The organism is Texcoconibacillus texcoconensis (genome assembly GCF_014202575.1).
In the GTDB taxonomy this organism is placed as follows: domain Bacteria; phylum Bacillota; class Bacilli; order Bacillales; family Salisediminibacteriaceae; genus Texcoconibacillus; species Texcoconibacillus texcoconensis.
In genome coordinates this window covers 1-1,355 of record NZ_JACHHB010000037.1, presented here as the reverse complement: position 1 = coordinate 1,355, position 1,355 = coordinate 1, and the positions used below count along the sequence as shown (strand labels likewise).

The following is a 1,355-nucleotide window of genomic DNA, read 5'->3' as shown; positions in this document are numbered from 1 at the left end:
AAGGGGCTGTCCCAAAAGTCGGTAAAATAACCGACTTTTGAGGACGCCCCTCTTTTTATGGAAGACAATATAATCCCGCTCGAATCCGTTACAGGCGGACGCTTTCAGCGGGCAACGCTTCAGCTTCCTCGGGAACCCCACCCTGCGGGATCTTCAGCTGTTGCTTTTCCCGCTTGAGTCGCCGCCTTTCACTTCTTCGAGCTAGTCAAGTATGTAGAAGAAGAGACCTTTTCCCCCTATTTCACCTACAAAAAAATCGCCCCGTTCGTTATAATGTAAGTAACCACACAAACAAAAAACAAAACGGAGGCGATTTTTATGAGTAACTATTCAGCTACTTTCATTGAGTATAACATGGACCAACTCGTTCTTCCAATGGATTTTAGCGATATGATTCCTGAAGACCATGTTTCACGTGTGGTTAATGAAATGGTCGAAATGGTTGATGATGATCTCTTCTTTTCAGCTTATCGAGGTGGTGGACGTAGTGCTTATCACCCTAAAATGATGACCAAAGTCATTTTGTATGCATATACCCAGAAGCTTTATTCATGCCGTGAAATTGCACGTGCCTTACGTGAACACCTTCCAATGATGTGGCTTGCGGCCCGTCAGACACCAGACTTTCGAACGATTAACCGTTTTCGATCTGAACGTATGAAAGATCTGATTGAACCTCTTTTCACAAGCCTTATCCAACTCCTTCTCGATCAAAACTACATAACCATGGAGAACTATTTTTTAGACGGAACCAAAATCGAAGCGAATGCAAATCGTTACACGTTCGTTTGGAAAAAATCAACAGAGCGTTATGAACAAAAACTTCAAGAAAAGCTCGATGAGCTGTTTTGGAAAATTGAAGAGACAATTGTCGAAGATCAGGCATTCGAAAAGGGTTCTTCCGAACCGAATTCGAAGATTACATCTGAACAGTTACAAGAGACTGTCAAAATTGTAGAAGAAAAAGTTCAGGAAACAGAAAAAGAAGCAGAAGTCGAAAAGGACCCAGAAGAGAGAAAAGCAAAGAAAGCTGAATACCGTGAGTGGCGCCGTGTATACAAAAAGATCGAAAATGATTACCTCCCACGTCTGAGAAAATATGAACAACAAATGGCTACATTTGGTGATCGAAATAGCTACTCTAAAACCGATACTGATGCCACATTTATGCGTATGAAAGAAGATCATATGAAAAACGGTCAATTGAAACCTGGGTACAACATTCAAGCTGGAACTGAAAATCAATTTATTCTGGGGTACACGATTCATCAACGTCCAACAGACACACGTTGCTTTCAGCCTCATATGGAAATGTTAAAAAAACGAAACCTTCCTTTTCCAAACCGTATCACTGC

Annotated in this window: 1 protein-coding gene; it reads left to right on the top strand. The window is 41.5% G+C overall.

All coding sequences use genetic code 11. From position 1 onward, the window contains the following. Positions 1-318 precede the first annotated feature (318 nt). Positions 319-1,355, top strand: a 1,037-nt coding sequence (locus tag HNQ41_RS16520; RefSeq protein ID WP_184665532.1) for a transposase, incomplete at its 3' end; no start/stop codon positions are given.